General features: G+C 73.4%; 19 protein-coding genes. 8 read left to right on the forward strand and 11 right to left on the reverse strand.

Annotation, left to right across the window (positions count from 1 at the left end; genetic code table 11):
• Nucleotides 1-5 precede the first annotated feature (5 nt).
• The 4 genes from ACFV8H_RS00785 (at nt 6) to ACFV8H_RS00800 (ending at nt 4,446) form a co-directional block, all read left to right on the forward strand.
• Nucleotides 6-827 carry an ATP-grasp domain-containing protein gene (locus ACFV8H_RS00785; protein ID WP_380395897.1) on the forward strand — a complete coding sequence of 274 codons (822 nt, stop codon included), beginning with the start codon at nt 6-8 and terminating at the stop codon, nt 825-827.
• A gap of 227 nt (nt 828-1,054) precedes the next feature.
• Entirely contained in the window at nt 1,055-1,933 is an 879-nt protein-coding gene (locus ACFV8H_RS00790) for an alkaline phosphatase family protein (RefSeq protein WP_380395898.1), read from the forward strand.
• A 520-nt stretch (nt 1,934-2,453) separates the two neighbouring features.
• Nucleotides 2,454-2,936 (forward strand): hypothetical protein, encoded by a 483-nt coding sequence (locus tag ACFV8H_RS00795; protein WP_375890675.1) that lies wholly within the window; start codon nt 2,454-2,456, stop codon nt 2,934-2,936.
• Nucleotides 2,937-3,156: 220 nt separating this feature from the next.
• A complete protein-coding gene (locus ACFV8H_RS00800) occupies nt 3,157-4,446 on the forward strand; it encodes a multidrug effflux MFS transporter (RefSeq protein WP_380395899.1) in 1,290 nt (429 codons plus the stop codon).
• A gap of 132 nt (nt 4,447-4,578) precedes the next feature.
• Here the strand turns inward: ACFV8H_RS00800 and ACFV8H_RS00805 are convergent, their stop codons facing one another.
• The 10 genes from ACFV8H_RS00805 to ACFV8H_RS00850 all read right to left on the reverse strand — a co-directional run bounded on the left by ACFV8H_RS00805 (nt 4,579) and on the right by ACFV8H_RS00850 (nt 16,394).
• Nucleotides 4,579-6,633, reverse strand: a complete 2,055-nt coding sequence (locus ACFV8H_RS00805; RefSeq protein WP_380395900.1) for a glycosyl hydrolase family 18 protein — start codon at nt 6,631-6,633, stop codon at nt 4,579-4,581.
• 523 nt (nt 6,634-7,156) lie between these two features.
• Nucleotides 7,157-7,735 (reverse strand): hypothetical protein, encoded by a 579-nt coding sequence (locus ACFV8H_RS00810; protein WP_380395901.1) that lies wholly within the window; start codon nt 7,733-7,735, stop codon nt 7,157-7,159.
• A gap of 176 nt (nt 7,736-7,911) precedes the next feature.
• The gene (locus tag ACFV8H_RS00815; protein ID WP_380395902.1) at nt 7,912-8,889 is read right to left on the reverse strand and encodes an ABC transporter substrate-binding protein; all 978 of its coding nucleotides are present in this window, start codon (nt 8,887-8,889) and stop codon (nt 7,912-7,914) included.
• Nucleotides 8,890-8,939: 50 nt separating this feature from the next.
• Complete coding sequence (locus ACFV8H_RS00820; RefSeq protein ID WP_380395903.1) at nt 8,940-9,617, reverse strand: ABC transporter permease; 678 nt, start codon at nt 9,615-9,617, stop codon at nt 8,940-8,942.
• A complete protein-coding gene (locus tag ACFV8H_RS00825; protein WP_375890662.1) occupies nt 9,614-10,282 on the reverse strand; it encodes an ABC transporter permease in 669 nt (222 codons plus the stop codon). Before ACFV8H_RS00825 ends, ACFV8H_RS00820 begins: the two co-directional genes overlap by 4 nt.
• Nucleotides 10,272-11,441 (reverse strand): ABC transporter ATP-binding protein, encoded by a 1,170-nt coding sequence (locus ACFV8H_RS00830; protein ID WP_380395904.1) that lies wholly within the window; start codon nt 11,439-11,441, stop codon nt 10,272-10,274. The genes ACFV8H_RS00825 and ACFV8H_RS00830 overlap by 11 nt, the downstream gene beginning before the upstream one ends.
• A gap of 278 nt (nt 11,442-11,719) precedes the next feature.
• On the reverse strand, nt 11,720-12,106 hold the full coding sequence (locus tag ACFV8H_RS00835; RefSeq protein WP_380395905.1) for a rhodanese-like domain-containing protein: 387 nt from the start codon (nt 12,104-12,106) through the stop codon (nt 11,720-11,722).
• A complete protein-coding gene (locus ACFV8H_RS00840) occupies nt 12,100-12,699 on the reverse strand; it encodes a cysteine dioxygenase (protein ID WP_380395906.1) in 600 nt (199 codons plus the stop codon). Before ACFV8H_RS00840 ends, ACFV8H_RS00835 begins: the two co-directional genes overlap by 7 nt.
• 217 nt (nt 12,700-12,916) lie before the next feature.
• On the reverse strand, nt 12,917-12,994 hold the full coding sequence (locus ACFV8H_RS00845; protein WP_101948289.1) for a putative leader peptide: 78 nt from the start codon (nt 12,992-12,994) through the stop codon (nt 12,917-12,919).
• Between the two features lie 184 nt (nt 12,995-13,178).
• Nucleotides 13,179-16,394: a hypothetical protein gene (locus ACFV8H_RS00850; RefSeq protein WP_380395907.1), complete on the reverse strand. Its 3,216-nt coding sequence runs from the start codon at nt 16,392-16,394 to the stop codon at nt 13,179-13,181.
• 486 nt (nt 16,395-16,880) lie between these two features.
• Here ACFV8H_RS00850 and ACFV8H_RS00855 point away from each other — a divergent pair, with 486 nt between their 5' ends.
• The 4 genes from ACFV8H_RS00855 (at nt 16,881) to ACFV8H_RS00870 (ending at nt 22,018) form a co-directional block, all read left to right on the forward strand.
• Complete coding sequence (locus ACFV8H_RS00855) at nt 16,881-17,723, forward strand: nitrilase-related carbon-nitrogen hydrolase (RefSeq protein WP_380395908.1); 843 nt, start codon at nt 16,881-16,883, stop codon at nt 17,721-17,723.
• A gap of 11 nt (nt 17,724-17,734) precedes the next feature.
• A complete protein-coding gene (gene hydA, locus ACFV8H_RS00860; protein WP_380395909.1) occupies nt 17,735-19,165 on the forward strand; it encodes a dihydropyrimidinase in 1,431 nt (476 codons plus the stop codon).
• Between the two features lie 163 nt (nt 19,166-19,328).
• Nucleotides 19,329-20,342, forward strand: coding sequence for a TIGR03842 family LLM class F420-dependent oxidoreductase (locus tag ACFV8H_RS00865; RefSeq protein WP_380395910.1), 1,014 nt, complete (start codon nt 19,329-19,331; stop codon nt 20,340-20,342).
• A 92-nt stretch (nt 20,343-20,434) separates the two neighbouring features.
• Nucleotides 20,435-22,018, forward strand: a complete 1,584-nt coding sequence (locus ACFV8H_RS00870) for an NCS1 family nucleobase:cation symporter-1 (protein ID WP_380395911.1) — start codon at nt 20,435-20,437, stop codon at nt 22,016-22,018.
• Nucleotides 22,019-22,125: 107 nt separating this feature from the next.
• Here ACFV8H_RS00870 and ACFV8H_RS00875 read toward each other — a convergent pair whose 3' ends face one another.
• On the reverse strand, nt 22,126-23,367 hold the full coding sequence (locus ACFV8H_RS00875; RefSeq protein WP_380395912.1) for a glycosyltransferase: 1,242 nt from the start codon (nt 23,365-23,367) through the stop codon (nt 22,126-22,128).
• Nucleotides 23,368-23,375 lie beyond the last annotated feature (8 nt).

Here is a 23,375-nt window from a genome sequence, read left to right on the forward strand (position 1 = left end):
CGGCCGTGCGCGCGCCCGTTCTGCTGACCTCCGCCCAGCCGACCGGCACCACCGGGCTGCTCACCGCGGCCGCCGCCCGCCGGGGCCTGGACACCGCCGTACTGGCCGGGCCGGACACGGTCGGGCGGCTCGCCGGACGGCCCGTCCACTGGTACGGCGGGCCGCTCGCGGCCGCCCGGATCGCGGCGCCGCTCGGGCTCGCCCTGCTCGAACCCGAGGACGACTGGCTCGCCCGCCTCCCCGAGGAGTTCACCCGCCGCCGGATCGAACTCACCACCCTCGCCGAGGCCTGGACGCTGCGCCACCCCGCCTTCGTCAAGCCGCCCGCCGACAAGTCCTTCCCACCCGCCGTCCACCCGGACGGCTCCCGGCTGCCCCGCACCGGCGAGCGGATCGGCCCGGACACCCCCGTCCTGGTCAGCGAGCCGGTGACCTTCGTCGCCGAGTACCGGCTGTTCCTGCTCGACGGGCAGGTGCGCACCGGCAGCCGCTACGCCCGCTTCGGCCGGCTCGACCCGGCTCCGGTCACCGCCGAGGCCACCGCCTTCGCCCGCCGCCTGCTCGACGCCGTCGGGGACACCGGGCCGCTGGCGCTGCCCGGCGCCGTCGCGCTGGACGTCGGCCCGATCGCCGATCCGTACGACCCGGTCGAGCACTGGGCCGTGGTCGAGGCCAACCTGCCCTGGTTCGCGAACTGCTACGCCGCCGACCCGGACGGCGTTCTGGACGTCGTCCTGCGCGCGGCGGGGCCGGCCGCCGACCTCGCGGAGTCCGACCGCCGCTTCGTCCGGACGGCGGGTCGGTGCCACGGACAGCCGGCCGGCTGAGGGTCGGCCGGCTGAGGCCGGCTGACAGTCGGACGGCGGGTTGACGAACGACCGGGCGCCCGCGGAGGGTCGACCTCGCGATACCTCGCGATGCTCCCGACACCTCGCGGACACCCGCCGTTCGGTGCCCCGTCGCCGACCGGTACGGCCGGCCGTGAAGCATGGCGCGGTCGGCGGCGCCCTCGGCGGGCGCGGCCGGGTGTGCACGACCGAGAGGAAGCCCCACCATGTCCGCAGTTCAGTGGCCCCGCCCCCGCGTCCTCGTGGTCGGGATCGACGGAGTCCGCCACGACTACCTCGCCCAGGTGCCGATGCCGCGCCTCCAGGAGGTCGCCGAGGCCGGGTTCCTGGTGCCGGTCACCGTCGCGGACTCCACCCCGACCATGTCCGGACCGTGCTGGGCCACCATCGTGACCGGCGTCGAGCCCGCCAAGCACGGCGTCTGGGGCAACCACCTCGGCGGCAACCGGCTGGACGTCTTCCCCGACTTCGCCACCCGCCTCAACCGCGGCGACCGCCGTCGCACCTTCGTCGCGGCCGGCTGGGACCCGCTGATGATCAACGAGTCCGGCGGCCCGCTGTTCCGCGCCCCCGGCCGGCTCTCCTACGTGGCCCCCGCCGAGGACACCCCCGAGGCCTGGGAGGCCGTCGACGAGGAGGTCACCCGGGAGGCCGTCCACGTCCTGGGCACCGCCGACCCCGAGGCCTCCTTCGTCTACCTGGGCGCCGTGGACGAGACCGCCCACTTCCTTGGCTGCGGCGAGGAGTACCGCGCCTCGATGCGCACCGCCGACGAGCGCCTCGGCCGCCTGCTCGACGCCGTCCGCGGCCGGGAGGGCTATCCGCAGGAGCAGTGGACCGTCATCGTGGTCACCGACCACGGGCACGTCGACGCCGGCGGCCACGGCGGCCGCACCGTCGAGGAGCGGACCGCCTGGGTCGCCTGCGCCGGGCACGACATCCCGGCCGGCCCGCCCACCGGCGAGATCCGCCACCCCGACGTCGCCGCCCAGGTGTACGCCTCGCTGCTGCGCCCGATCGACCCGCACTGGACCCTCGACGGCCGCCCCTTCCCCGTCGCCCGGCCGGTCCCCGCGACCGTCTGACCCGGCGCCCCGGCCCCTGTCCCGTCCCCGGCCCCTGTCCCGTCCCCGGCCCCTGTCCCGTCCCCAGGCCCGGCTCCGGCCCGCCGTGCGCCCGGCCGGCCGCGGGCCGGTGCCCCGGGTGCAGCACACCGGGCTGCGGCGGCGCCCCGCCTGGGTCAGGCTCGATCGGGGCCCGGGACGTACCCGGGCCCGGCGTGGCAGCCCGAGCGCCGGAGCGGCACCTACCTCCGGGGTCGGCCCCACGGACATACGCCTGAAGGTGGAGACGGTACCCCGTGGGTTGGATGCAAGCTCGCGACCTGGTGGTGACGATCCGGAAGGTCGGCCCGCGCCACCATGGATACACCCGGACGGCGGAGCGTTCAGCCCGGACGGGTCACGGACGGGCCGGCGACGGTCCCGGCCGCACCGGACGTCGTACAGGCACCGGGCGTCGTACAGGCACCGCACGCAGCACAGGCATCGGACGGACCGGACCCACCGGACGCGCCGGCACCGTACACGGAGAGGGCAGCCAGGCATGAAGGGCATCGTGAGCAAGGTCGCGCTGGGAGTCGCGGGCACCGGCATGGCCGTCGCCGTGGCAGCGGTGGCAATCGGCCCGCGGGTGTCCGAGTGGTACGACGGGCGCCACCAGGAGCAGGCCGCGTTCGACAGCGGCTCGCAGGCCAAGGCCGAGCGCCGCTCGATGCCGACCTGGCTGCCCGACAACGCCTCCTCGGTCAAGTACCTGAGGTCCACCACCGGCGACGACCGGCTGCTGCGCGCCACCCTCCCCGAGGGCCGACTGCCCTCCGGCTGCAACACCGGGGTGCCGGGCAAGGGGCCGCACCCGGTGCCGGTCTCGCTCAAGGCGGGCTGGTTCCCGGAGGGCATCGCGGCCAAGGCCATCGGCACCTGCGGGCACTACAATGTGACGCTCACCGGCAACCAGCTCTACGCGTGGCAGGACGGCGCGACACTGCAGGCGGCCCTTCGCGCCGAGCACGTCGCCAAGCACTGAGGGTGCTGACCGGGCGCTGATCCCGGATCAGCCGTCCTGACCAGGGAACGAACGGCCCGCCGGGCACCGGAAGGTGCGGGCGGGCCTTCGTCGTGCGCGTGCTGTGGATCGGCCGGTGGGCGGATCCGTCCCGGTGCACCCCTGCCGTCAACGCGTCCGAGGGGCTGCGATAGGACGGATCGCGAACGAACCCCACGTCACCGCGTCCGTTAGGAGAGCCATGCCCGGCCCGACCGTCGGTCCCACCGACGACACGTCGACCGATCCAGCCCAAGCCCCGGCCCCGACGTCCGGCAGGTCGGCAGCCGCCGGCCGGGCCACCGTCGTCGTCCTCGGCGGCCTCACCGCGCTCGGCCCGCTCACCACCGACCTCTACCTGCCCGGCCTGCCCGCGATCGCCGACGACCTGGTCGCCGAACCGGCGGCCGTCCAGCTCACCCTCACCTTCTCGATGTTCGGGGTGGCGGCCGGGCAGCTGCTCTTCGGGCCGCTCAGCGACCGCTTCGGGCGCCGGCCGCCACTGCTCGCCGGGCTGGTCGTCTACACCCTCTCCAGCGTGGTGTGCGTGTTCGCGCCGAACCTGGCGGTGCTGATCGCGGCCCGCTTCGTCCAGGGCGCGGCCGGGTCGGCCGGACTGGTCATCGGACGGGCCGTCGCCCGGGACCGCTTCCAGGGCGTGGCGATGCTGCGCTTCCTCGCCTCGATCGCGCTGATCTCCGGACTGGCACCGATCCTCGCCCCGATCATCGGGGCGCAGCTGATGCGCTTCACCTCCTGGCGCGGCACCTTCGGGGCGCTCACGGCGCTCGGACTGCTGCTCACCCTGGCCGCGTTCGGCGCGCTGCGCGAGAGCCTGCCGCCGCAGGCCCGGGACGGCGGCGGGGTCGGCGCGACGCTGCGCACGATGGCGCGGCTGCTGCGCCACCTGCCCTTCCTGGGGCTGGCGTTGACCAGCTCGCTGGCGTTCGGCGCGCTGTTCGGGTACATCAGCGGGTCCTCGACGGTCCTCCAGCACGTCTACCAGGTGTCGCCGCAGACCTACAGCCTGCTGTTCGGGCTGAACTCGCTCTCCATCGTGGTGATGACCCAGCTGAACGGGCGGGTGCTGGCGCCGCGCTTCGCCGCGCGGTCGCTGATGCTGGCCGGGCTCGGGACGGCGGTCGCGGCCGGGGCGGCGCTGGTGCTGCTGACCGCGGTGTGGGACTTCGGGTTGGCCGGGTTCTGCCCGCCGCTGTTCGTGCTGATGGGCAGCCTCGGGGTGGTGCTGCCGAACACGGCGGCGCAGGCGCTGAGCCTGGTGGAGCCGCAGGCGGCCGGGACGGCCTCGGCGCTGCTGGGGACGGGCAACTTCCTGTGCGGCGCGGTGGTCGCGCCGTTGAGCAGCCTCGGCGGACGGCCGTCGGCGACCCTGCTGGCGCTGGTGGTGCTGGGCTGCGGTGTGCTGGCGCTGGCGACGTACGCGACGCTGTGCCGGCCGGGGCGGCTGCGGGAGGGGGCGGAGGGGGCCTGAGCGGGCCCGAGTGGGCCCGGACAGATGACAACAAACGGATAACAGCTGACAGATGTTGAAATCTGTCAGCTGTTATCTGTTATCTGTTATCTGTTACTTGTCAGCTGTCAGCTGCCGTCTGCCGTCCGTCGCTCAGGAGATCGAGAAGTCGTCCCCGTACACGCTGCCCTGCCCGTACCAGCCGTGCAGGTACACCGTGACGCTGCCGGAGGCGTCGGTGGTGAAGGGGACGGAGAGCTTGGTCCAGCCCGAGGAGATGGTCCAGGTGCTGGCGTTGGCGCCACCGCTGACACCCAGGTAGGCGTAGTTGCCCTGCACCCAACCACTCAGCGTGTAGCTGGTGTTGGGCTTGAGCGTCACGGTCTGGGTGCAGTCGCCGGTCTGGCTCGCGGAGGCCGCGGCCTGCAGTGCGTACGAGCCGGAGTGGACCGGCGTGGTCACGATGCCGCCACCGCTCTGGCAGGTCCAGGGGGCCGCCTTGCCGGTCTCCAGGTCACCGTTGACCAGGCCGGTCGACGGGGTCGTGCCGGTGACGGTCAGCGAGTAGGTCGCCGTGTGGCTGCCGGAGGGCGCGGTGGCCGTCACGGTCAGCGGGTAGGTGCCCGCCGCCGCGGCCGAGGTGGTGGCGATGTTCAGGGTGGCGCTGTTGCCGGCGGTGACGCTGCCGGGGGTGACGGTGGCGGTGACGCCGGTCGGGGCGCCGCTGACCGAGAGGTTGACGCTCTGCGCCGAGCCCGCCGTGACCGCCGTCGCGATCGCCGCCGAGGCGGACGAACCAGCCGCGACGGTGCCGGAGTTCGGGTTCACCGCGACCGAGAAGTCGTTGCCCGGCTGGTTGCCCGTGACGTTCAGCGTGAAGACGCCGGTGTGGCTGCCGGAGGCGGCACTGCCGGTGACCGTCAGCGGGTAACTCCCGGGCGCCACCGACGAGGTGGTGGTGACGTTCAGGGTGGCGCTGTTGCCGGCGGTGACGCTGCCGGGGGTGACGGTGGCGGTGACGCCGGTCGGGGCGCCGCTGACCGAGAGGTTGACGCTCTGCGCCGAGCCCGCCGTGACTGCCGTCGCGATCGCCGCCGAGGTGGACGAACCCGCCTTCACGGTGGCGGAGTTGGGGTTCACCGTGACCGAGAAGTCGTTGGTCACCGTCGAGCCGCTGGTGAAGGGCGCGAAGATGTGGGTGAAGTCCCAGGTGCCCTGGTTGATCCCGGAGCAGGAGTCGTCCCCGCCCTTGCCCGGGCAGCCGCCGTTGTCGCGCTGGAGCGCCCAGAAGGACAGCGTGTTGATGCCCTTGGACACCGCCCAGTTGTACACGGTGGTGGCGTTGGCGACCGTGAAGGTCTCGGCGGCGCCGAAGTCGTCGATGCCGGGCATCTCGGTGATCCCGATCGAACCCCACAGCTGGGAGGGGGACTTGGCCGGGTAGAGCTGGGCCAGCTGGTTGTACAGGCCCTGCGCCGAGGTCTGGGTGTCCGCCGCCATGTCGTGGGTGGCGTTGTCGTAGTAGTCGAAGGTCATCATGTTGACGACGTCGATCCGTGCCTTGTTGCTGACGGCGTTGCGCAGCACCGCGAGGCCGTTGTCGGCCAGCCCGCCGGTGGTGGTCGGCAGCGTGTAGGAGAACTGGATGCTGCGCCCGTTGGCGGCGGCCCAGTCCTGCACGGCCTTGATCGCCTTGTTGCGGCGGTCGATGCCGGCCGTGTTGGTCAGCGAGTTGTCCTCGATGTCGAGGTCGATCCGACTGATGTCGTAGGTGGTGATCAGGTTCTCGTAGGCGGCCGCGATCTGGTTGACGTCGGTGCAGCTGTCGGCCAGTTCGGTGCCGGTGTTGTCGGCGGTGTAGCCGCCGAAGGAGGGGATCACGTCCCCGCCGTTGGCGCGGATGGTGGCGATGTCGGCGCCGAAGGTGGAGGAGGACACCGGCTTCGAGGTGTCGCCGTTCCAGTACGGGGTGCAGGAGCCCTTGGTGGCGGCCTGGAGGAAGGCCATCGTCAGGTACTTGGCGCCGGACTGGGCGGCCAGGGTGGCGGGGCTCTGGCCGGTCCAGGACTCGAAGTAGGGCGCGAAGACCCGGGTGGGGAGCGGGGTGGCGGCCTGGGCGGAGCCCGTCCCGGCGGCGACCAGACCGGCCGAGGCGGCCAGTGTGACGCAGGCCGTCAGCGCGGCCCGGAGGGTTCTGCGAAGACGCATGGATTCTCCAACAGACGTGGTGGGGCAGGACGTTGGGGATGTGCGGGCAACGGCTCGTCCGGTGGTCGTGTGGGGTTGACCGCGCGGACGTGCGGAGCCGGAGGCGGGTGCAGGGGGGCGGGTGCGGGGGGCGGGTGCAGGGGGCGGGTGCAGGGGGCGTTCGATGCGGACACAAGGGCGTGCGGAGCCCGCCGCCTCGGGTGGAGGCGGGAGGCGGTGCGGAAGGTGGTGCGAAGGTGCGCACGCCGTACGGAGCGGGGGTGGAGCGGAGCAGGGCAGGGCAGTGCCTCAGCCGCCGGTGGTCACACCCCCACAGTGCATCCCGGTCGGATCGACATGCTTATGTTTGGACTAGACCACTGGTCTGTCAAGAGACCTAACAGTTCGTCAGCGGACGGCCCCGGCCGCCGAAGGGCGGGGACGCCGATGGCCGCGCACCCGGCGGGCGGGGCGCGGCCATGGCTGCCCGGAGCTCAGGACACCGGGCGGTTCGGGGGGAGGTGCGGGGGCGGCGTGGACGGCGTCAGCGCGCCGCCGGGCAGAGGGTGGAGCGCAGTGCGTCGTCGATCTTCGCGGCGGTGTCCGGTCCGAAGCCCTGCGGGTGCTCGGGCGAGGTGAAGTGCTGGTCGGCCAGTTGGGCCAGCTTCGCCTTGTCCTTGGGGAACTGGTACAGCGCCTGGCACTGCTTGCGGGCCTGGTCCACCACCTGGTCGGGCTTGCCGCCGACGATCGCCGGGTCGATCGCGTTCAGTGCGGCGACCACCTTGCCGGTCAGGTCGGCGTCCGGCTTGGCGGGCAGGCCGGCGTCGGCCGGCGGCGCGGGCTTGGCCGGGGCCGAGCCGTCCGCGCCGGGCGTGGAGCCCGGGTCGGCGGGCGCGGACGGTGCGGCCGTGGTGGGTGCCGGGGTGCCTGTCGAGGCCGTGGCGTCAGCGGTGGCGTCAGCGGTGGCGGCGCCGGTGGGGGAGCCGGCCGCGACGGTGGCCTTGGCCGAGCTCGAGCCGGAGCCCGATCCCGAGCTCGAACCGGAGCTGGAGCTGGAGCAGGCAGCGAGGCTCACCGCGGCGAGTGCCGTGAGGGAGGCGGCGAGGAGACGAGTGCGCATGGCGCCACACTGTCATGTTCGCGGCGTAGAAGGGAAGGTCCCGTGGGGCTGCCCCGAAGGGCCCGGGAACGGCGAACGGCGGCCCCGGAGGGAACCCCTCCGCGCCGCCGTCCGCTGCCGTCGATTCCCGGGCCGGGCCGGGCTGGGTCGAGCCGGGTCAGGACCGGGTCGGACCGTCAGCCGAGCCCGTTGCTCTTCAGCCAGTCCTTGGCCACCGCCGACGGGTCCTCCTTGTCGACCGAGACCCGCTTCATAAGCGCCGTCAGCCCGGCCGTGTCGAGCTTGGCCGACACCGCGTTGAGCGCCGCCGTCGCGTTGGCGTCCACGCCGGCCTTGTTGATCAGCGGGGTGACGTTCTGCGCGCCGAAGACGTTCTTCGGGTCGCTCAGCGGCACCAGCTTGTACTGGACGATCTTCGGGTCGGTGGTGAACACGTTGCCGACCTGGATGTTGCCGTCCTTGAGCGCGTTCGCGGTGGTGTCGGCGGTGGGCTTCCACTCCTTGAAGGTCAGCCCGTAGACGTCCTTGAACTGCTGCTCGCGGCGGGTCTTGAACTCCGGCGGGCCGCCGATGGTGAACTCGCCGGCCTTGGCCGCGAGGTCCGCGATGCTCTTGAGGCTGTACTTGTCGGCGGTCTCCTGGGTGACGCTGAGCGAGTCCTTGTCCTCCGCGGGGGAGGAGTCGAGGATCGCCAGCGAGGCGGGCAGCGCCTTGGTCAGCGCCGCGTTCACGTCCGGGGTGGTGACGGCGGTGTTCTTGGCATCCAGGTAGGCGAGCAGCGCGCCGTTGTACTCGGGCAGGACGGTCAGGTTGCCGCTCTGCAGCTGTCCGTAGAGCACCTCGCGGCTGCCGATGTTGAACTTCTCCTGGACCTTGACGCCCTTGGCCTTGAGGGCCTGGGAGTAGATCGAGCCGAGCAGCACGTTCTCCGGGAAGTTCGCCGAGCCGACCACCACGGTCCCGCCGGAACCGCCCGCACCGCCGGACCCGCCCGAGGCGGCACCGCTGCCGGAGGCCGTGGCGCCGGCGGAGGCGCTCGACCCGCCGCCGAGCGGGTCGCTGCTGCCCGAGGAGCCGCAGGCGGTGGCGCCCAGGGCGAGTGCGGCGAGGGTGCCGAGGAGCACGGCGCGGCGGCTTCCCTTGAATGTCGACATGGTGACAGTTGTCCTTCCGGAGCGGATGGGAGGGAGAAGAGGGAGAGGCCTCAGCGGGTCCGGCGCTGGGCGCGCACCCCGGGCGGGAGCGCGAACCGGGCGAGCAGGGCGAAGAACAGTTGGGCGCCGACCGCGAGCAGCACCACCAGCAGCGCGCCGCCCACGGTCACCGCGTACTGCCGGGTGGCCAGCCCGTCGATGACGTAGCGGCCGAGGCCGCCCAGCCCGACGTAGGCGGCCACCGTGGCGGTCGCGATCACCTGGACGGTCGCGGTCCGGAAGCCCGCCAGCAGGGTCGGCGCGGCGGAGGGCAGGCAGACCTGGAACAGCACCTGCGGGTGGGTGAGGCCGATCCCGCGCGCGGCGTCCCGGACGTCCGGGTCGGTGCCGCGCACCCCCTCGACGGCCGCCACCAGCAGCGGCGGTGCCGCCAGGGCGACCAGCGGGAACAGGACGGCGGTGTCGCCGACCCCGGCGAGCAGCACCGCGAGCGTGACCAGGCCCAGGGTGGGCAGGGCGCGGGCGGCCCCCGCCAGCGCGGTGACCACCGTGACGCCGCGCCCGGTGTAGCCGATCAGCAGCCCGAGCGGGACGGCCAGCAGCGCCGCGAAGAGCAGGGCCTCGCCGGAGAGCAGCAGGTGCTCGGAGACCCGGTGCACGATCGAGTCCGGACCGCTGCGGCGGTCCGGGGCGGAGAAGAAGTCGCTCAGCCAGTTCAGCCAGTTCACGAGCCCGCCCCCTGCTCCCGGACGGCCCACGGCGCGAGCAGCCGGCGGGCGGCCACCAGCAGCAGGTCGACGGCCAGCGCCAGCACGGCGATCAGGACGATCCCGGCCACGATCGGGGTCGGGAAGGTCCGCTGGAAGCCGTCGATGAACAGGTAGCCCAGCCCACCGCGGCCGATCAGCGCGCCGACGCTGGCCAGCGAGATGCTGGACACCGCCGCGACCCGCAGCCCGGCGATCAGGTACGGCACGGCGGCGGGCAGTTCGACGGCGGTCAGCCGGTGCCAGGGCCCGTACCCCATCGCGGTGGCGGCCTGCCGGACGGAGTCCGGGACGGCGCGCAGCCCGTCCACCGTGGTCGGCAGTAGGACGGCGAGGGCGTAGAAGGTGAGCGGGATCATCACGGTCGCCTGGGTGGCGAGCCCGGTGTACGGGATCAGCACCACGAAGACGGCCAGCGAGGGCAGCGCGTAGACGATGTTGAAGACGGCGGACAGCGGCTGGTACAGCCGGGGGAAGCGGGCGCAGGCCAGGCCGAGCGGGACCGCCAGCAGCAGGCCGATGAGCACCGGGACCAGGGCGATCACGGCGTGGTCGGCGAGCAGGTTGCCGAGGTAGCCGACGTGGTCGCCGATCCAGTACCAGCGGACGATCGGTTCATCGTCCACCGTCGGCTCCGTCCGCCGGGGCCTGCGCGGGTGGCTGCGGGAGCGCTTCGTCCGCTTCGTTCGCCTCGTCCGCCGGGGCCTTCCGGTCCGCCGTGTCCGCCTTGGTGAGGGCGACTGGCGTGAGGGCGACCGGAGTGAGCGCGGCCAGGACGGCCTCCCGGTCCGCGGTGCCGATCGCCCGGCCGTCGGCGTCCAGCGCGACCGCGACCCCGGCGGGGGAGAGCACGGCGGCGTCCAGGGCGGCGCGCAGGGTGTCGGTGTCCGGGCGGTAGCCGGCGACCGGCTGCAGCTCGGTGGCACCGGCGGCGCGGTCGATCCAGCCGATCGGGCGGCGCTCGTCGTCCAGGGCCAACTCCCAGCCCCCGTGGCCGAGTCCGTCCTCGATCGGGCGGAGCTCGACGGCCCCCGCGGGCCGCAGCCCCAGGCCGCGCAGCCCCCGGTCGCGGCCGAGGAAGGCGGCCACGCCGTCGTCCGCGGGGGCGGTGAGCAGGGTGTGCGGGTCGGCCAGCTGGGCGATCCGGCCGTGCTCGCGCAGCACCACGACCTGGTCGCCGAGCCGCACGGCCTCCTCGATGTCGTGGGTGACGAACAGCACGGTCTTGTGCAGCTCGGACTGCAGGCGCAGCAGCTCCTCCTGGAGCCCGGCCCGCACCACCGGGTCGACGGCGCTGAACGGTTCGTCCATCAGCAGGACCGGCGGGTCGGCGGCCAGCGCCCGTGCCACGCCGACCCGCTGCTGCTGGCCGCCGGACAGCTGGAACGGGTAGCGCTTGGCGGTCTCGGGGGCGAGACCGACCAGTTCGAGCAGTTCGGCGGCCCGGGCCCGGGCCTTCTTGCGGTCCCAGCCGAGCAGGTAGGGGACGGTGGCGATGTTGTCGATCACCTTGCGGTGCGGGAACAGCCCCGCCTGCTGGATCACGTACCCGATGCCTCGGCGCAGCTTGGCGGGTTCCAGTTCGGCGACGTCGGTGCCGTCCAGCAGCACCCGGCCCGAGGTGGGCTCGACCATCCGGTTGACCATGCGCAGAAGGGTGGTCTTGCCGCACCCGGAGGGCCCGACCAGGACGGTTATCCGACCGGTCGGGACTTCCAGGTCCAGTCCCTCGACCGCGATGGTGCCGTCTGGGTGGCGCTTGCCGGCGCCCTCGAATCTGATCACGGAGTGTTTCCTCGTCAGGGCGCCCCGGGGAGGCGGCGCCTGTGTCGGTCGGTCTTTCGGGTCGTTCGGTTGGCGGCGGTCGCACCGCCCGGGCGTTCTTCCGCCCGCCTGGCTGCCCAGCTTCGGACCGGCGGAAACTCTGATCAGACTATGACCTGCATCATCTCCTGTCCCTGATTTACCGCCCGGCACGTGGCGCGACTCCTGGCGGGGCGGCCCGGTGGCCCGTGCGGTGACCCGGACTCAGCCGTCCGGGAACGCCCCACGTGACCTCGGGTTCAGTCGCCGGGACGGGTCGGCAGCCCGGACGCCGCCCAGCCGACGAAACCGCCGTCGAGATCCGTCGCCCGGTGCAGCCCGAGCTCGCGCAGCGAGGCCGCGGCCAGACTGGAGGCGTAGCCCTCGGAGCAGACCACGATCACCTCGACGTCGTAGCCCGAGGCCTCGGGGATCCGGTGACTGCCCGTAGGGTCGAGCCGCCACTCCAGCACATTGCGCTCGATCACCAGCGCGCCGGGGATCCCGCCCTCGGCGGCCCGCTGCGCCGCGGGACGGATGTCCACCAGCAGCGCGCCGTCCAGCTGGGCCTGGTACGCCTCCCGGGCGCGCGGGCGGTGGATGCCCTCGCGGGCCCGCTCCACCAGGTCGTCGATCGTGGTCACCATTGCTCCGGTCCTTCCTCAGAGGTGCGGACGAGCCCGCCGGCCCGCAGGTCGTAGTGCGCCATCGAGCTCAGCGGGGGCGAGTAGGCGTGCAGGGTGACGGCCGGGCCCGAGGCGGTGTTGCGCACGTCGTGCACGTACTCCGGGCCGAAGGCGCGGGCGGTGCCGGCCGGGACCCTGCGGATCAGCAGGCCCTGGTCCGGGCCGCCGAGGGACAGCTCCTCAAGCTCGCCGAGCGCGACGGTGAACGCGCCGCGCGAACCGCCGTGGTCGTGGAAGCCGGTCGACTGGCCGGGCAGCCAGCTGATCAGCCAGACCTCGTGGTCGTCGTCGGCGACCAGCCGCTGGTACCAGCGCTCCTCGGTGGAGAGCCGGACCAGGTGGATCCACTGGTCGGGCCGCTCGGCGAGCTCGCGGACCACGGTCCGCAGGGTGCTCGGGCTGAGCGGGGGCTGTGCGGGGTCGGCGGTGGGGTCGGCGGCGGGGCCGGTGACCGGGGCCGCAGTGGGGCCGGTGACCGGGGCGGCGGTGGGGTCGGCGGCCGGGGGTTGCTCGGGGCGGCGGGTCGGGGTCTCGGTTGCGAGGTCCAGGCTCATGAGGCGTCCTCGGGTGCGGCGGGAACGTCGGGAGGGGCGCTCGGATCCGGCGGCGGGGCCGCGGGCTGCGGGCCGCGGGCCGGCGGAGCGGCCCGTGCTCAGCCGGGCACGGCACGGGCGGTGCCGCCGGGCGGGCGGGTTTCAGGACTGCGGGTACGGGTGCGCGGTGCGGGTCCTGGCAGTGGTCACAGGGCGGAACCGGCGAAGTGGAACAGGGTCAACAGGCACAGATGGAACTCGCCTGGCGTCGCAGATCGACGTGCAGGCGGCAAACCAGAGTGGTGCCGGAGTCCATGCCCCGGATCTTTTCCGAGCCGGTCGCACGAAGTCAAGCCGGGGCGCCCGTTCGTTGCGGCCTGTTGCGCCCCGTGAACGGGCGGCCCGACGCCCCGGCCGGGGGCGCCGGCTCAGCGTGCTGCGCAGCCTGCTGCCCAGCTCCCTGCCCAGCTCCCTGCCCAGCTCTCTGCCCAGCTCCCCGCTCAGCTCTCGGTCCGGTCCTCGGCGGGCCGCTCGGGCGCGGCGGGCTCTTCGCCCCGCGGCTGCGCGGGCACGGGTGCGGGTGTGGCGGTGGCCGCCGCAGTGGCGGACAGCGCCCGTTCGATCACCGGGCCGGCCTGCTCGCCCAGGTAGCGGCCGAGCGTCTGGTAGGCGTCGAACTGCTGGTGGTCGAACCACTGGTCGCTGGTGCCGTCGTTCGGGAAGGCCGGGTGGGCCACCGCGTAGGACTGCAGCTCGTACGGCATGTCGGCGGTCAGCACCGCTTGGAGGACGATCAGCGTGCCGTGCCGTTCGGAGTCGGGCTCGCCGTCGATGGCCGGGTAGCGGACGTCCCCGGTGATCACGCCCCGGGCCGAGAGCCGTTCGGAGAGCTGGGCCGCCAGCCCGCGCAGGGGCGTGCCGCCGTCGGCGTCGGTCCCGTCGGCACCGGCCCCGTCGTGGTCGCTGCCGCGGTCGCTGCCGTGGCCCCCGTCGGGGGTGCGGCCGGTGGTGGCGCTGCCCGGGATCAGCAGCTCCGGCCGGTGCAGGGTGATGACGACGCCGAGCTCCTCGCGGGCCAGGGTGATCGCGGCGGCCAGGTTGGCGGCGTAGCCGGAGTCCCCGCTGGCGTCGATGCTCACCGCCGTCCGGACCCGGTGCCGTAGCAGTTCGACCAGCCCGAGGTTCTCGTAGTGCCCGCCGTCGGTGGTGAGCAGGAAGCGGTCGTCCGCCGGGAACCGGCCGGTCAATTCGCGGAGCTGGTAGGGCAGTCGGCGTACGGCGGGCTGCCCGGCGCGGCGCCAGTCGGGCGTGCCGGACCAGGCCGGGCCGAGCTCCGCCGGGTTGGGCAGCCACGTCCCGAGCCGGGCGTTGGTGACCGCGAACAGGCCCTGGTAGACCCGGGACTGGCGGCCCATCGCGGAGGAGAAGGCGGCGCCGGAGACGGCCATCGCGGACTGCACGGTGAGGTCGCGGGCGATGTGCCGACGAGTCCGCCGCTCCAGCAGGTCGGTGCGGGCGTAGCCGATGTCCGGGCCGCCCACGTAGTCGTACGAGAGCGAGAAGGAGACCGCCCGACGGCCGGGCGGGGTACGGGAGTTGCCCGACAGGTTGGCCGCCGCCGAGAAGATCACCTGGGGGAAGTCGGGGTGCCGGGCGCCGTAGTGGCTCAGCCAGGTCTGCTCCCGGTAGAAGTCGTACCGGCGGGCGAGCGAGCGGCCGCCCTCGGTGACCCGGCGGACGGCGAAGGCCGAGGCCAGGCGCAGCCGGTAGAACGGGTGCAGGCTCATCCAGGTCTGGTCGAGGTTCAGCCCGACGGCGCCGAGCACCAGCGGCAGCAGCACCTGGACGGCCGTCGGCCAGGCGTACCCGGTGGCGATCGCCCAGCCGAGGGCCAGCAGCGCACCGGCCGTCAGGGTGCCGAGGGCGGCCCAGACCACTAGGTACTGGGGGAGGTTGGCGGTCAGCCCGCCGCCGATCCGGCCGGCGCCGCGCAGCGCCCCGGCGGCCGCGCGCACGCCGCTGCCGATCGCCCGGCGGTCGCGCCAGAGTATGCCGAGCAGCAGGGCGAGGTAGCTGAGCACCACGGTCAGGCTGAGCCCCGCGCCGGTCAGTCGCGGGCCGGCCGCCAGCGCCTGCTGGAGCCGGACCGCGCCCCAGGCCAGGCCCGGCACCGCCAGCACCCCGAGGGCCAGCAGCCCGGCCAGCGCGAGCGCGGCGTAGTTGAGCCGGCGCAGCGCGCGCGGCAGCAACGCGTGCCAGCCGAGCGGGGGGAAGGCCAGCAGCCAGAGCAGCCAGCAGCAGGCCGCCGCGCCCAGTACCACGCCGAGGGCGGCCAGGGCGGGGGCGCGGAACTCCAACCCGCCCGGCACGGCGCCCGGGTGGCGCAGGCCCGCGGCGGCCAGCGCGTCCAGGTCGGTGACCGGGACGGCGTGGTAGAAGCGGCTGAGGCCGAGGCCGAGCACCAGCACGGCGGCCAGCAGCAGGGTGAGCGCCGAGAGCACGCCGCGCAGCAGCGTGCCGAGGGCGACCAGCCACTCGCCGGTGCCGTCGGCGATGTACTTGCTGTGGCGGCGGAGGTGGTCCTCCTCCGGGGAGCCGGGCTCCAGCACCGTGTCGGCCGTCAGGCCCGAGACGGCGCGGACCGGGCTGCCGGGGGCGGAGTCGCTGAGCGCGAGCTGCAGCGCGCCCACGGTGTACCCGCCGCCGGAGACGGAGACCAGGTAGCGGGCCCGTTTCAGCCACGGGCGCAGGGCCTGGAGCGCGCCGAGCGTGACGCAGGCCGAGCGGATGCCGCCGCCCGAGGCGCAGAAGCCCAGCTCGGCGGGCTCGCGACCGGGCGGCACCCGGCCGGCGTCCCGCCAGTGGGCGTGGGTGCCGGGAGCGTCGGGTGGCGTCGCCGCCTGCTGCCGCCGGGGGTCGGGCCGGGAGTCGCGCGGTGGCTCGTGTGGCGACTCGTGCGGTGCCGCGTGCGGTGGTTCGGACGGTGGTTCGGGTCGGGACTCGTGCCGGGACGCGCGCCGAAGCCCGTGCCGGGGCCCGTGCAGCGGGCGGCCGTGCCGGGTCAGGACGGGCCAGGGCGGTATCAGCGCCGGGCGGTCCGGGTCGGCGTCGTCACCCGGTTTCACGGCCGTGGCGCGCAGTCCGCGGGCGGCCCTGGCGGCCGTCACCGCGAGCAGGGCCGCGGCCGCCACCCCGGCGGGCAGGAGCAGCAGCCGGCTGACGGTGGTGAGCGCCGCCGCCACCGCGAAGGGGGTGTCGGAGTCGGCGTGGTCGAGCCCCAGGCGCAGCAGGACGTCGGCGGCGAGGTCGCAGCCGGCGGCGAGCAGCCCGGCGGCCCCGACCAGCAGGGCCGGTCCGAGCCGGCGGCGCCGCCCGAGCACGTACCCGCCCAGCAGGGCCGCGGCCGTCAGCGTCAGCCCGTAGCCGGCGATCAGCCAGGGTTCGCTGCCCAGGGCGGCCCGGTACGCTCCGGAACTCCCGCCGACCACCGCCTCGGCCGCCGCCCGGGAGCCGGCCAGGCGCAGGGCCGTCAGCCCGGCCCGCGGCACCTGCCCGGGGGCGAGGAGGAGGCCGGCGGCGAGCGGCAGCAGGGCCCCGAGGGCGAGCAGCAGGCCCGCCCAGGCGGGCAGGGCGGGCGGCCGCCCCGCCGGCGCCGACGTACCCGCCGTTCGCTCCGTACCCGCCGTGCGCTCCGCGCGCTCGTCCGTCGCCGTCATCAGTACCACCCCCCGTTCGGCCCCCAGCCGACCGTCGATCCCCGTGGCCGATCCCCGCATCCGGCCCTGCGCCCGATCGCCGGATGATCAGCTCATGATCACCGAAGTCGCCCCGTACGTGCGCCAGATGACGATCTGTCGCACCGTCAAGGCGCGTTCTACCCTGTCGTGGCCGATTCCGCACCCCCGGTGCCCGCTTTCACTCGAATGAGTAAGGAGGCCACCAATGGGGTAGATGAGCATTTCATCCCACCCATGGCCACCCGCGTGTCCGCGTAACAAGATCGCCCCACAGGCGTTACCACCGACGTATTGTCAGGCGACCAAAGCCCGGCCTACCGTCTACAGATCGCGCCTTCTACGCACGTAGACCCTTCCCGTAGACCCCCGCGGCCCCCGAGCGGAGCCGCGGGCGAGACCCGCCCCGTCAACCCTCAGACCGCGGGCCCGACCGCACGGCCGGGACGCGGAGTTGCGGAGGTACCCATGTCGCAGATCGTCCGTGCCGCGCTCGTCCAGACCCGCTGGACCGGCGACCAGGAGAGCATGATCGCGCTCCACGAGCGGTACGCCCGCGAGGCCGCCGCCCAGGGCGCGAAGATCATCGGCTTCCAGGAGGTGTTCAACGCCCCGTACTTCTGTCAGGTCCAGGAACCCGAGCACTACCGCTGGGCCGAGGCCGTCCCCGACGGGCCGACCGTGCGCCGGATGCAGGACCTCGCCCGCGAACTGGGCATGGTGATCGTCGTACCGGTCTACGAGGAGGAGCAGGCCGGCGTCTACTACAACACCGCCGCGGTGATCGACGCGGACGGCAGCTACCTCGGCAAGTACCGCAAGCACCACATCCCGCAGGTCAAGGGCTTCTGGGAGAAGTACTACTTCAAGCCCGGCAACCTCGGCTGGCCCGTCTTCGACACCGCCGTCGGCAAGGTCGGCGTCTACATCTGCTACGACCGGCACTTCCCCGAGGGCTGGCGCGCCCTGGGCCTGGCCGGCGCGCAGATCGTCTACAACCCCTCCGCCACCAGCCGCGGCCTGTCCGCCTACCTCTGGCAGCTCGAACAGCCCGCCGCCGCCGTCGCCAACGAGTACTTCGTCGCAGCCATCAACCGGGTCGGCACCGAGGAGTACGGCGACAACGACTTCTACGGCACCTCCTACTTCGTCGACCCGCGCGGCCAGTTCGTCGGCGAGGTCGCCTCCGACAAGGAGGAGGAACTGGTCGTCCGCGACCTCGACCTCGACCTGATCGAACAGGTCCGCCAGCAGTGGGCGTTCTACCGCGACCGCCGGCCCGACGCCTACGGACCCCTCGCCGAGGCCTGAGGAGCACCGCGATGACCACCCGTGACCCGCAGCAGCGCACCGTCGTCCGCGGCGGCCTCGTCATCACCGCCACCGACGAACTCCACGCCGACGTCCTGATCGAGGGCGAGCGCGTCGCCGCCCTGGCCGTCACCGGCAGCGCCGCCGCCGAGGCCTGGACCGCCGACACCGTCATCGACGCCACCGGCCACTACGTCATCCCGGGCGGCGTCGACGCCCACACCCACATGGAGCTGCCGTTCGGCGGCACCGCCGCCTCCGACACCTTCGAGACCGGCACCCGCGCCGCCGCCTGGGGCGGCACCACCACCATCGTCGACTTCGCCGTCCAGCCCGTCGGCGGCGCGCTGCGCGAGGGCCTGGACGCCTGGCACGCCAAGGCCGAGGGCAACTGCGCGATCGACTACGCCTTCCACACCATCGTCTCGGACGTCAACGACGCCGTCCTCAAGGAGATGGACACGCTGGTCGACTCCGGCGAGTCCACCTCCTTCAAGCTCTTCATGGCCTACCCCGGCGTCTTCTACAGCGACGACGGCCGCATCCTGCGGGCCATGCAGCGCGGCGCGGCCAACGGCGGGCTGATCATGATGCACGCCGAGAACGGCATCGCCATCGACGTCCTGGTCGAACAGGCCCTCGCCGCCGGGCGCACCGCCCCCCGCTACCACGGCGAGGTCCGGCGCGAACTCCTGGAGGCCGAGGCCACCCACCGGGCGATCAAGCTCGCCCAGGTGGCCGGCAGCCCGCTCTACGTGGTGCACGTCTCCGCCGCCTCGGCGCTCGACGAACTCGCCCGGGCCCGCGACGCCGGGCTCCCCGTCTTCGGCGAGACCTGCCCCCAGTACCTCTTCCTCTCCACCGACAACCTCGCGGAGGAGGGCGCCGACGGCTTCGAGGGCGCCAAGTACGTGTGCAGCACGCCGCTCCGGCCGCGCGAGCACCAGGAGGCGCTCTGGCGCGGGCTGCGCACCAACGACCTCCAGGTGGTCTCCACCGACCACTGCCCGTTCTGCTACGTCGGGCAGAAGGAACTCGGCCGCGGCGACTTCTCGAAGATCCCCAACGGCCTCCCGGGCGTGGAGAACCGGATGGACCTGCTGCACCAGGCCGTCGTGGACGGACGGATCAGCCGGCGCCGCTGGATCGAGATCGCCTGCACCACCCCGGCCCGGATGTTCGGGCTGCACCCGCGCAAGGGCACCGTCGCGCCCGGCGCCGACGCCGACCTGGTCGTCTACGACCCCACCGCGGTGCAGACTGTCTCCGCCGCCACCCACCACATGAACGTGGACTACTCGGCCTACGAGGGCCGCCGGCTCACCGGCCGGGCCCGGACGGTGCTCTCGCGCGGCACCGTCGTGCTGGACGACGGCCGCTGGCTCGGCCGGGCCGGACACGGTTCCTTCCTGCGCCGGGACACCTGCCAGTACTTGACCTGATCCCCTTCGCCTTCCCTTCCTTTCCGTTCCCTCCCCTTCCCTCCCTTCCCCTTTCCTTCCCTTCGCTTCGCATCGCTTCGCCTTCGTCTCGCCTTCGTCGCCCGGGGCCGCGCCGAGTGCGCCGGCCCCGGGCCGCCCTCCCACCCCTCTCCCGGAGCACCCCATGGACATCGGCCTCGTCCTCCAGACCGACCCGCCGGCCCGCCTGCTCATCGACCGGATGATCCGCGCCGAACAGGCCGGGTTCAGCCACGGCTGGACCTTCGACTCCTGCGTGCTGTGGCAGGAGCCCTTCGTCATCTACAGCCGCATCCTGGCCGAGACCGAGCGCCTCACCGTCGGCCCGATGGTCACCAACCCCTCCACCCGCACCTGGGAGGTCACCGCCTCCCTGTTCGCCACCCTCAACGACATGTACGGCAACCGGACGGTGTGCGGCATCGGCCGCGGCGACTCCGCCATGCGGGTCGCCGGTCGCCGCCCCGCCACCCTCGACCGACTCTCCCAAGCCATGCACGCCGTCAAGGAGTTGGCCGAGGGACGCACCGCCGAGGTGGACGGCGCCGAGATGCACCTTCCGTGGGTCGGCCCCGGCGCCTCGCTGCCGATCTGGATGGGCGCGTACGGGCCCAAGGCACTCGCACTGACTGGACGTCAGGCGGACGGCTTCATCCTCCAGTTGGCCGACCCCTACCTCACCGAGTACATGGTCAAGGCCGTCCGGGCGGCCGCCGTCGAGGCGGGACGGGACCCGGCCGACGTCACCATCTGCGTCGCCGCGCCCGCGTACGTCACCGCCGACGACTCGCCCGCCGCGCTCGCCCACGCCCGGGAGCAGTGCCGGTGGTTCGGCGGGATGGTCGGCAACCACGTCGCCGACCTGGTCAGCCACTACGGCGAACACTCCGACCTGGTGCCCGATGCCCTCACCGAGTACATCAAGGACCGCCAGGGCTACGACTACAGTCACCACGGGCGGGCCGGGAACCCCGACACCGCCTTCGTCCCGGACGCGATCGTCGACCGCTTCTGCCTGATCGGACCGGTCGAGGCCCAGCGCGCCCGGCTCGCCGAACTCCGCTCGCTCGGCGTCGACCAGTTCGCCGTCTACGCCATGCACGACGCGGTCGAGGCCACCATCGACGCCTACGGGGCGGACGTCATCCCCCACCTCTGAATCGCCGGCCTCGTGAGCCTGTGCCCCCTTGAGTCTGCGGCCCCCTGGTCCCGTGATTCCTTGATCCCGCGCGTGGCAGAAGGGAGTTGCCCATGGCCGACACCGCGACCGACGGCGGCGGACAGTGGCAGCATCCCGACGGCCGGGTCGAACTCGACCCAGCCGAAGGGGTGTTGCCTCCCAACGGCTTCACCAGTGACGACCTCCGGCCGGTCCCGGTGCGGCAGCGCACCTGGACCACCTACAACTTCCTCGCGCTCTGGGTCGGCATGGCCCACAACATCCCCTCCTGGACGCTGGCTTCGGGTCTGGTCGCGCTCGGGATGGACTGGAAGCAGGCGGTGCTGACCATCGCGCTCGCCAACCTGATCGTGCTCGCGCCGATGCTCCTCACCGGACACGCCGGGACGAAGTACGGCATCCCCTTCCCGGTGTTCGCGCGGGCCTCGTTCGGGCTGCGTGGCGCCAATCTGCCCGCGCTCATCCGGGCGACGGTCGCCTGCGCCTGGTTCGGCATCCAGACCTGGATCGGGGGTGAGGGGATCTTCCTGCTGGCGGGCCGGCTTCTCGGCGAATCCTGGCGGACCGCAACCGAGTTCGGCGGCTACCCGTGGACGCAGTGGGCCTCCTTCCTGCTGTTCTGGCTGATCGAGATGGTCATCATCGCCCGGGGGATGGAGGCGCTGCGGCGCTTCGAGAACTGGGCGGCGCCGTTCGTCATCGTCGGCGCGCTCGCCCTGCTGGTCTGGATCGGCGTCAAGGCGGGCGGGCTCGGCCCGTTGCTCGACCAGCCGTCGAAACTGGGCTGGGGCAGCGGGTTCTGGAAGGTCTTCTTCCCGTCGCTGATGGGGATGATCGGCTTCTGGTCCACGCTGGCGCTCAACATCCCCGACTTCACCCGCTTCGGCGGCAGCCAACGAGCCCAGATCCGCGGCCAGGCCCTCGGTCTGCCGACGACGATGACGCTCTTCGCGCTGCTGTCGGTGCTGGTCACCTCGGGCTCCGCGGCGGTGTACGGCGAACCGGTGTGGGACCCGATCAAGCTCGCCGCGAAGATGGAGAGCCCGGCGGCCCTCCTGTTCGCGCTGCTGACCGTCCTGATCGCGACGCTGTCGGTGAACATCGCGGCCAACGTCGTCTCCCCGGCGTACGACCTGGCCAACCTGGTGCCCCGGTTCGTCAACTTCCGTACCGGGGCGCTGATCACCGGCGTGGTCGGGATCGCCATCTTCCCGTGGAGGCTGACCGCCGACCCGCACGTCTACATCTACGTCTGGCTGGGCGTGGTCGGCGGCCTGCTCGGGACGGTCGCCGGGGTGCTGATCGCCGACTACTGGCTGCTGCGCCGCACCCGGCTGCAACTCGCCGAGCTCTACCGGCCGTTCGGCGCCTACTGGTATGCGGGCGGCTGGAACTGGCGGGCGGTCACCGCGCTGCTGGTCGGTGGCCTGCTGGCGGTCGGGGGATCGTACTCGACGGTGGACCCGCACGGGGTGAAGCAGGGGCCGTTCCCGGTGGACGGGTTGGTCCCGCTCCTCCAGCCGCTGGCGGACTACGGGTGGGCGGTGGGGCTCGCGTCGTCGGTGGTGGTCTACCTGGTGCTGAGCGCGGGGCGAGGAGAGGGGCGGGGCGGAACGGGGCGGGGGCAGGAGGATCGGGGAGCAGCGGGCGGGTGACAACTGACAGGTGACAGATGTCAGCGGACGGATAACAGATAACAGATGACAGCGAACAGATTTCGAAATCTGTTCGCTGTCATCTGTTATCCGTCATTTGTCATCTGTCATTTGTCGCCCGTCGCCTCCACCGCGGCCAGGACTTTGGCGGCGCCGTCCTCGGTGGCGAGGGCGGCTGCGACGGAGCGGGCGCGGGTGCGGTAGTGGGGGTCGTCCAGGGCCTGGCGGATGGAGGCGGCCAGGTGGGCGGCGGTCAGGGCGCGCAGGGGTACCGGGCCGGGTGAGACGCCGAGCGCGGTGAGCCGTGCGGACCAGAAGGGGGCGTCCAACTGGGCGGGCACCGGGACGGCGGGGGTGCCGGAGCGGAGGGTGGCCGCCGTGGTGCCCGCGCCCGCGTGGTGGACGACGGCCGCGGTGCGCGGGAACAGCCAGTCGTGCGGGGTGTCGCCGATGGTCAGTACGGTCTCCGAGTCCTCGGCGGCCAGGCCGCTCCAGCCGGACTGCAGGAGGAGGCGGACCCGGGCGGCGCGGCCGGCGGCGAGGACGGTCGCGGTGAGCCGTTCGGGATCGGGCACGACCAGGCTGCCGAAGCCGACGAAGACCGGGGGCGGTCCGGCGGCCAGGAAGTCGAGCAGCCGCTGCGGGGGCTGCCAACCCGCGGGTCCGGCGGGCCACCAGTACCCGGCCACGTCCAGTCGTGGGTGCCAGTCCGTCGGCCGGGGGACGACGCGCGGCGAGAAGCCGTGCAGGACGGGGTGGTCGCGCCGGGCCCGGGCGATGCCCAGCGGCGGCAGCCCGAGCCGGCGGCGCAGTCCGCGGACGGCCGGGACGAACAGTTGGTCGGTGGCCGCCTGGACGGCGTGGCCGGCGAGCAGGTTGCCGGGCCGTCCGAGCGAGCGGGCGCCGGTCACGGCCGGGGCGAACTCGCGGGTGGGGGAGAGGGGTTGGAGGTACAGCCCGATGGTGGGGATGCCGGCCGCCTCGGCCGCGACCTGGCCGAGCGCACTGGTGGTGCTGGTGGTGAGCAGCAGGTCGGCACCGAGCGCCGTCGCGTCCGCGATGCCGTCGCCGAGGGCGGGCATGAACCTCCGCCCCAGGCGCAGCAGTTGCAGGACGACGCCGGGCCCGCTGCCGGCCCGCAGCAGTCGCCGGCCCTCGGTGGAGGCGAGTTCGGCCCGTGGGTCGACGGGCAGTGGACGGAACTCCAGTCCGGCGGCCCGTACCGAGTCGGCGAAGGTGGCGTGGGTGGCGACGGCCACCTGATGTCCGGCCGCCTGTAGGCGGACGCCGAGCCCGGTGAAGGGTGCGACGTCGCCCCGGGAGCCGGCGGTGGCGATCAGGATGCGCATGGCCGCAG

It is taken from the genome of Kitasatospora sp. NPDC059827 (assembly GCF_042731675.1).
Taxonomy (GTDB): domain Bacteria; phylum Actinomycetota; class Actinomycetes; order Streptomycetales; family Streptomycetaceae; genus Kitasatospora.

What these genes read in the sequence shown, in the direction of transcription:
- ACFV8H_RS00790 (WP_380395898.1), top strand. Translation starts at nt 1,055, where the DNA reads ATGTCCGCAGTTCAGTGGCCCCGCCCCCGCGTCCTCGTGGTCGGGATC.
- ACFV8H_RS00795 (WP_375890675.1), top strand. Translation starts at nt 2,454, where the DNA reads ATGAAGGGCATCGTGAGCAAGGTCGCGCTGGGAGTCGCGGGCACCGGC.
- ACFV8H_RS00800 (WP_380395899.1), top strand. Translation starts at nt 3,157, where the DNA reads ATGCCCGGCCCGACCGTCGGTCCCACCGACGACACGTCGACCGATCCA.
- ACFV8H_RS00805 (WP_380395900.1), bottom strand. Translation starts at nt 6,633, where the DNA reads ATGCGTCTTCGCAGAACCCTCCGGGCCGCGCTGACGGCCTGCGTCACA.
- ACFV8H_RS00810 (WP_380395901.1), bottom strand. Translation starts at nt 7,735, where the DNA reads ATGCGCACTCGTCTCCTCGCCGCCTCCCTCACGGCACTCGCCGCGGTG.
- ACFV8H_RS00815 (WP_380395902.1), bottom strand. Translation starts at nt 8,889, where the DNA reads ATGTCGACATTCAAGGGAAGCCGCCGCGCCGTGCTCCTCGGCACCCTC.
- ACFV8H_RS00835 (WP_380395905.1), bottom strand. Translation starts at nt 12,106, where the DNA reads ATGGTGACCACGATCGACGACCTGGTGGAGCGGGCCCGCGAGGGCATC.
- ACFV8H_RS00840 (WP_380395906.1), bottom strand. Translation starts at nt 12,699, where the DNA reads ATGAGCCTGGACCTCGCAACCGAGACCCCGACCCGCCGCCCCGAGCAA.
- ACFV8H_RS00845 (WP_101948289.1), bottom strand. Translation starts at nt 12,994, where the DNA reads ATGGACTCCGGCACCACTCTGGTTTGCCGCCTGCACGTCGATCTGCGA.
- ACFV8H_RS00850 (WP_380395907.1), bottom strand. Translation starts at nt 16,394, where the DNA reads ATGACGGCGACGGACGAGCGCGCGGAGCGCACGGCGGGTACGGAGCGA.
- ACFV8H_RS00855 (WP_380395908.1), top strand. Translation starts at nt 16,881, where the DNA reads ATGTCGCAGATCGTCCGTGCCGCGCTCGTCCAGACCCGCTGGACCGGC.
- hydA (WP_380395909.1), top strand. Translation starts at nt 17,735, where the DNA reads ATGACCACCCGTGACCCGCAGCAGCGCACCGTCGTCCGCGGCGGCCTC.
- ACFV8H_RS00865 (WP_380395910.1), top strand. Translation starts at nt 19,329, where the DNA reads ATGGACATCGGCCTCGTCCTCCAGACCGACCCGCCGGCCCGCCTGCTC.
- ACFV8H_RS00870 (WP_380395911.1), top strand. Translation starts at nt 20,435, where the DNA reads ATGGCCGACACCGCGACCGACGGCGGCGGACAGTGGCAGCATCCCGAC.
- ACFV8H_RS00875 (WP_380395912.1), bottom strand. Translation starts at nt 23,367, where the DNA reads ATGCGCATCCTGATCGCCACCGCCGGCTCCCGGGGCGACGTCGCACCC.